The organism is Streptomyces sp. NPDC025721 (genome assembly GCF_055558595.1).
Map to the genome: position 1 here is coordinate 490,511 of NZ_JBVHMF010000002.1, position 6,037 is coordinate 496,547.

Annotated in this window: 4 protein-coding genes; 2 read left to right on the forward strand and 2 right to left on the reverse strand. The window is 73.8% G+C overall.

Going from position 1 to position 6,037, the window contains the following annotated elements:
• Positions 1-102: 102 nt before the first annotated feature.
• A complete protein-coding gene (locus tag ACZ4EF_RS06110; RefSeq protein WP_355334400.1) occupies positions 103-615 on the forward strand; it encodes a GNAT family N-acetyltransferase in 513 nt (170 codons plus the stop codon).
• Between the two features lie 18 nt (positions 616-633).
• Here ACZ4EF_RS06110 and ACZ4EF_RS06115 read toward each other — a convergent pair whose 3' ends face one another.
• A complete protein-coding gene (locus ACZ4EF_RS06115) occupies positions 634-2,643 on the reverse strand; it encodes a hypothetical protein (protein WP_467503006.1) in 2,010 nt (669 codons plus the stop codon).
• Positions 2,644-2,767: 124 nt separating this feature from the next.
• Positions 2,768-3,787, reverse strand: coding sequence for a glutamine synthetase (gene glnII, locus ACZ4EF_RS06120; protein WP_355334395.1), 1,020 nt, complete (start codon positions 3,785-3,787; stop codon positions 2,768-2,770).
• A 1,324-nt stretch (positions 3,788-5,111) separates the two neighbouring features.
• Between glnII and ACZ4EF_RS06125 the strand changes: the two genes are divergently transcribed.
• Positions 5,112-6,037 (forward strand): Gfo/Idh/MocA family protein (locus ACZ4EF_RS06125; protein WP_467503084.1); only part of this gene is annotated, 926 nt, incomplete at its 3' end.

Sequence of the window (6,037 nt, forward strand, 5' to 3'; positions counted from 1 at the left end):
CGCGGACGGCGGGAACCGCGGGCTCCCCTTGGCGCGTCAAGTTTTACGGCCGGGTCGTACGCCGGAGGGAACCAATGTTGCCCTGGATGCGTCCACGCCCATATGAGCTCCCCGCACATCAGGGTCCGCCCTGCCACGCCCGAAGACCTGAGCGCGATATCGGACATCCACGCCCGCGCCCGCGCCAGCTACTACGCGGGCCACCTCCCGGCCGAGGAGTACAGCGGCCCCGCGGAGCTGGAACGACAGCGCGTGGGTACGGCCAGGGCCATCTCCTCGGACGACCGGACCGTGCTGTGCGCGGTCAGGGACGACCGGGTGGTCGGCTTCGCCGTGCTCGCCGCCCGGCACGACGAGGACACCCTCTTCCACTTCCACATCGACCCCTCCGTCTGGCGCACCGGCACCGGCACCGCCCTGCACCGCGCCTGCGTCGCCGTCTGGCAGGCCGCGGGCCTCACCACCGCCCGCCTGGAGGTCTTCGCCCCCAACGCCCGCGCCCGCGCCTTCTACACCCACCAGGGCTGGCAGGAAGACGGCCGCACCGGCGACCACGTCCGCATGCGCCTCACCGTCCCCACCGCAGCCCCCACCCCCCAACCGGCCCACGAATAGCTCCGGCGGCCCCGGGCGCTACGAGGCGGGGAGTGGGGTCAGGGTGGCGCCGGTGGTGAGGTGGGCGGTGAGGGTGGCGCGAGTGCCGCGGGGGGCGCGGGTGGAGAGGTAGGGGCCGTCGGCGGAGGCGTGGACGCCCGCGGTGGCGGTGATCCGGGTGACGTCGCGGCTGCCCGCGGCGACGAGGTACCAGTGGGAGCGGGGGGACTGCCACATGACGCCCGCCATGACGTGCTGGCCGAAGCGGCTGCACGCGTTGCCGTCGGTCTGCCGGCCGGCGACGGTGCCGGGCGCGGCGGCGGGGGAGGACGGCGGGACGAAGGTCACGGTGGCCTGCCCCGGGCCGCGCCAGGTGTCGGCGCGGGCGCAGGTCCAGGACGCCTCGCCGCCGCCCTCGGGCAGCGGGGTACGGGCGAACTCCCAGTTGTTGACGGCCTTCACGCCCTGCCCGCGCAACTCGCCCAGATAGCAGGCGTTGTGCGCCCAACTGACCAGTGCCTGAGCCCCGGTGGCCTCACGCGGCTGCCGCGCCGGGACACCGCCGCCCGGAGGCGGGGTGTACGTGAGGTGGACCGGCGACAGGTCGCCGAGGTCGGTCAGCAGGAAGGTGTGGCTCTCCACGATCCTCGAGGACGACTTGAGCTGCACCACCGGCCAGGCACTGCCGCACGCACCCGCGGCGGCCCCCGCGCCCGGCATCCGTACCGGATCGGTCACCCCGTCCGCGTCGCGGTGCAGCGGCGCGCCGAGGACGTTGGGCCGCATCAGATCGCGGGTCTGCGCGTCCGCGATCCACGGGGCGGTCAGGAAACGGGTGTTGCCGTCCACCCGGTCGACCACGACGGCCGCCGCCGTCGTCACATCGGCGTCCTGCACCTGCGCGAAGTCCAGCGCGGCGCGCCCCGAACCGCTGCGCGGCTGCGCGTAACGGACGATCCGCAGACCGTCGTAGAAGATCACCACCGCCGCCGCGTCGACATTCCCCGCGAAGAGCAACTGCGGCGGCTGGGCGGGGGCGTTGCGCGGAGTGCCGGGCGTCGAGGAGACGTCCACGTCCGCGCCGGGGCGCGCCCACACCGCGAGCGCCCGGCCGAGCAGCGCCTTGTCGTCGGCCCGGCCGCCGCGCGCGGGCCACGCCGTGAAGTCCATCCGCGCGGTCGACGCCCACAGCGCCGCGTCCGGCCGTACGAGAGCGGCCGGATCGAGCGCGCGGGCCGCGTCCCCCGCACCGGACGCGGGAGAGCCCGGCGCCGCGTAGGACGCCGTACCGCTGTCGCCGCCGCTGCCCCACACCGCCCAGCCGGAGACCAGCACGGCGGCCACCGCGACGGCCGCCCCGGTCACCAGCCCCGCGCGCCTGCGCTGCCTGCGCCGCAGCAGGTCGGTCGGCCCCACCTGGAGCGTGCAGGGATCGAACTCACCGGCCGTCAGCAGGTGTTGGCCGCCCTTGACGGCCGCCGCCGCCCGCATCGCGCCGCGCGGATCGGCCGCGCCCGCGGCCCTCAGCACTGCTAGCACCTCGGCGTCGGCCAACTCCTCGACCCCGCGCAGCGCGAACGCCGCCCGTGCCTCGGGCGCCAACTCCGCCAGCGCCCGGTCCAGCGCCAACTCCTCGCTGCCGCCCGCCCGCGGATGCAGCCGCAAGCCGACGACCTGCGGCAGCGCCGTACCACCGGCGGCGGCCGTACGCACACGCTCCCGCCAGCCCCAACGGCCGCCGCCGTGCCGCCCGTAGGCCAGCGCCTCGCGCAACACCTCGTGCCGCAGCAGTGCGTACGCCTCACCACGCGGCCCGTCCGTCGCACCCGCCGTCCCCGGCGGATACCGCCGGTCGCGCGGCAGCGACCGCTGCACCAGGCGGTGCGCGGTCAGCACTCTGCGATGCGTGCCGAGCGCGGTGGGCAGCGCCAGATACGCCAGCCGTACCAGGCGCGGGTAGTGCTCGACGAGCGCCGCCTCCGCCTCTTCCACAGCGACCGGGCCGGGCTCGTCATCGGCGGAATCGCTTTCTGCTGAGCGCGTGTTCACGCCCCGTCAAACGAGTGGATCATCCGATGGTCACGAGATACCGCTCGCGCGCGGCGGTCCCGACGCGCCGGGGCGCCCGTCACCTGACCGTGACGGGCGCCCTGTACAACGGAGTTGACGCAGGTCAGACCAGTCCGGCCTTCTCCAGCGCCGTACCGCACGTGTCCACCATGAGCCGGGTCACCACGTACGGGTCCATGTTCGCGTTCGGGCGGCGGTCCTCGATGTAGCCCTTCTGGTCCACCTCGACCTGCCACGGGATACGCACCGACGCGCCGCGGTTGGAGACGCCGTAGCTGTACTCGTTCCACGGAGCGGTCTCGTGCGCGCCGGTCAGCCGCGCCTCGACGCCGACGCCGTAGTTCTTGATGTGCTCCAGCGGCTTGTCGTCGCGGCCCAGCGACTCGGCGGCCTCGATGATCGCCTCGTAGCCCTCGCGCATCGCCTTGGTGGAGAAGTTCGTGTGCGCGCCCGCGCCGTTCCAGTCGCCCTTGGCGGGCTTCGGGTCCAGCGTCGCCGAGACGCCGAAGTCCTCCGCCGTGCGGTACAGCAGCCAGCGCGCCACCCACAGGTGGTCGGAGACCTCCAGCGGGCTCAGCGGCCCGACCTGGAACTCCCACTGCCCCGGCATGACCTCGGCGTTGATCCCCGAGATGCCCAGGCCCGCGGCCAGGCAGTTCTCCAGGTGCTTCTCGACCACCGGACGGCCGAAGATCTCGTCCGCGCCGACCCCGCAGTAGTAGCCGCCCTGCGGCGCCGGGTACCCGCCCTCGGGGAACCCGAGCGGACGCGAGCCCTGGAAGAACGTGTACTCCTGCTCGATGCCGAACAGCGACTCCTGCGCCGCGAACTTCTCCGCCACCTCGCGCAGCGCGGCCCGCGTGTTGGACTCGTGCGGCGTCCCGTCGATGTTGAAGACCTCGCACATCACCAGGACGTCGTCCCCGCCGCGGATCGGGTCGGGGAACGAGGAGACCGGCTTGAGTACGCGGTCGGACGCGTGGCCCTCCGCCTGGTTGGTGCTGGAACCGTCGAAGCCCCAGATCGGGAGCTCGGCGCCGTCGGCCAGGATGCGCGTCTTGGAACGCAGCTTCGCGGTCGGCAGGGTGCCGTCTATCCAGATGTACTCAGCCTTGTAGGTCACGGGACGCCATCCTTAACGAACAGTCTTCGCGGGTGCTGGCCGAGCTGCGCTGATCGAGCCACCCGCAGCGTCGCAAAATCCCTTTTCCCGACTGTTGCCCCCGTGTTAACCCACTGTGAACGCCCCTGCGTGACCAGCGGCAACGCCCCAGGAGCCCCGCCTGTCACCGCTGCGCGGTGGGGTTGGCCGCTGGGGTGTGTTTGCGCGTGGGGCTGCGCCCCTGCGGCCCCGCTGCGCAGGTGGGGTTCGCCGCTGGGGTGTGTTTGTGCGTGGGGCTGAGCCCTTGGGTCACGTTTGCGCGAGGTGGGTTCGCCGGTAGCCATGAAGCCGAAGGGCGCGCCGGTGTTGAAAGGGAGAACGCGCACAGAGAGCGAGGAACGAGCGAACGAGCACGATCGACTGTCGACACCGGGTCTAAGCGCCCGGAGGCGGAAGGGCGGCAAAAAAAGGGGATCGGGGTGCGCATAGAAAGGACGGCTCCCCCGCAGGGTGAGGATGCGCGAGACGGTTCGCACGACGATGAACTGGTACGAGACGGCACCCACCACGGTCAACTGACCCCGGGGGGCAGGCACCCCACGGCGACCTCACGCGAGACGGCACCCACCCACGGCGAACACGTGCGTGTGAGCCGTCCTGCGTGAACCCACCGTGCGGGGAACCGCCCCGCGCATCCTCACCGTGCGTGCGAGCCCTCTTGCGTCAGCTCACCGCGATCCCCCTTTTTTGCCGCCCTCTCGCCTCCGGCGGCTTAAATCCGGTGTCGACGGTCGATCGTGCTCGCTCCCTCGTTCCTCGGTCGCTGTGCGCGTTCTCCCTTTCAACACCGGCGCCGCCTTCGGCTCGCTGGCTACCGGCGAACCCACCTCGCGCAGCGGTACCGGAGGGGCGCAGCCCCCCGCGCAAACGCACCCCACCGGCGAACCCCAGCGCGCAGCGGTGCCGTAGGGGCGAACCCACCTCACGCAAGCGCACCCCAGGAGCCCAGCCCCCCGCGCAGGGTCACCCGTGCAGCGAACCCCGGCGCGTGGCGGTGACCTGGCGGCGAACCCCACCTGCGCAGCGGTACCGGAGGGGCGCAGCCCCCCGCGCAGGGGCACCCCAGGAGCCCAGCCCCCCTCGCGCAGCCGCACCCAGCGGCGAACCCCACCGCGCAGCGGTGCCGTAAGGGCGAACCCACCTCACGCAAGCGCACCCCAGGAGCCCGGCCCCCTGCGCAGCCGCACCCCAGGAGCCCAGCCCCCTCGCGCAGACGCACCCCGGCGGCGGACCCCGCCGGGTAGCCGTGACCGGGCGGGACGCCGGTAGGCTCGGCGTCATGACCATGCGCTTCGGACTTCTCGGCACCGGCCCCTGGGCCCGGCTCGCCCATGGACCCGCTCTCGCCGCCCACCCGGAGGTGGAATTCGTCGGGGTCTGGGGCCGGAGGCCGGAGGCGGCGGCTGAGGTGGCGGCGCAGTTCGGTGCGCGGGCGTACGGGGACGCGGAGGCGCTGATCGCGGATGTGGACGCGGTGGCGGTCGCGCTGCCGCCGCATTTGCAGGCGCCGTTGGCGGTGGCGGCGGCCCGCGCGGGCCGCCACGTGCTGCTGGACAAGCCGGTGGCGACGACCGTGGAGGACGCGAAGGCGGTGGCCGAGGCCGTCACGGCCGCCGGAGTCGGGTCGGTGGTCTTCTTCACCCTGCGCTTCGACCCGGCGACAGCCGGGTGGATCGAGGAGCAGGCGGCGCGCGGCGAGTGGTACACCGGCCGCGCGGACTGGTACAGCGCCGTCTTCACCGGAGACGAGAACCCCTTCGCGGACTCGCCGTGGCGGCGGGAGAAGGGCGGCCTGTGGGACGTCGGCCCGCACGCGCTGTCCGTCCTGCTGCCCGTACTCGGGGACGTCACCGCCGTCACCGCGGCCAACGGTCCCGGCGACACCGTCCATTTGACGCTCCGTCACGAATCCGGTGCCTCCAGCACCTCCACCCTCACGCTGACCGCGCCGCCCGCCGCCGCGGGCGTGGTCATCGAACTGCGCGGCGGCCAGGGCGTCGTGACCTACCCCGACGGCGTCGCGGGTGAGGCGACGGCTTCCCTGGCCCACGCCATCACCGCGCTCACCTCCGGCACTCCGCACGCCTGCGACGCCCGCTTCGGCCTGCGCGTCACCGAGATCCTGGCGGGGGGGGGGGGGGGGGGGGGGGGGGGGGGGGGGGGGGGGGGGGGGGGCGGGGCGGGGGGGGGGGGGGCCGCGCGCGCGTCCGT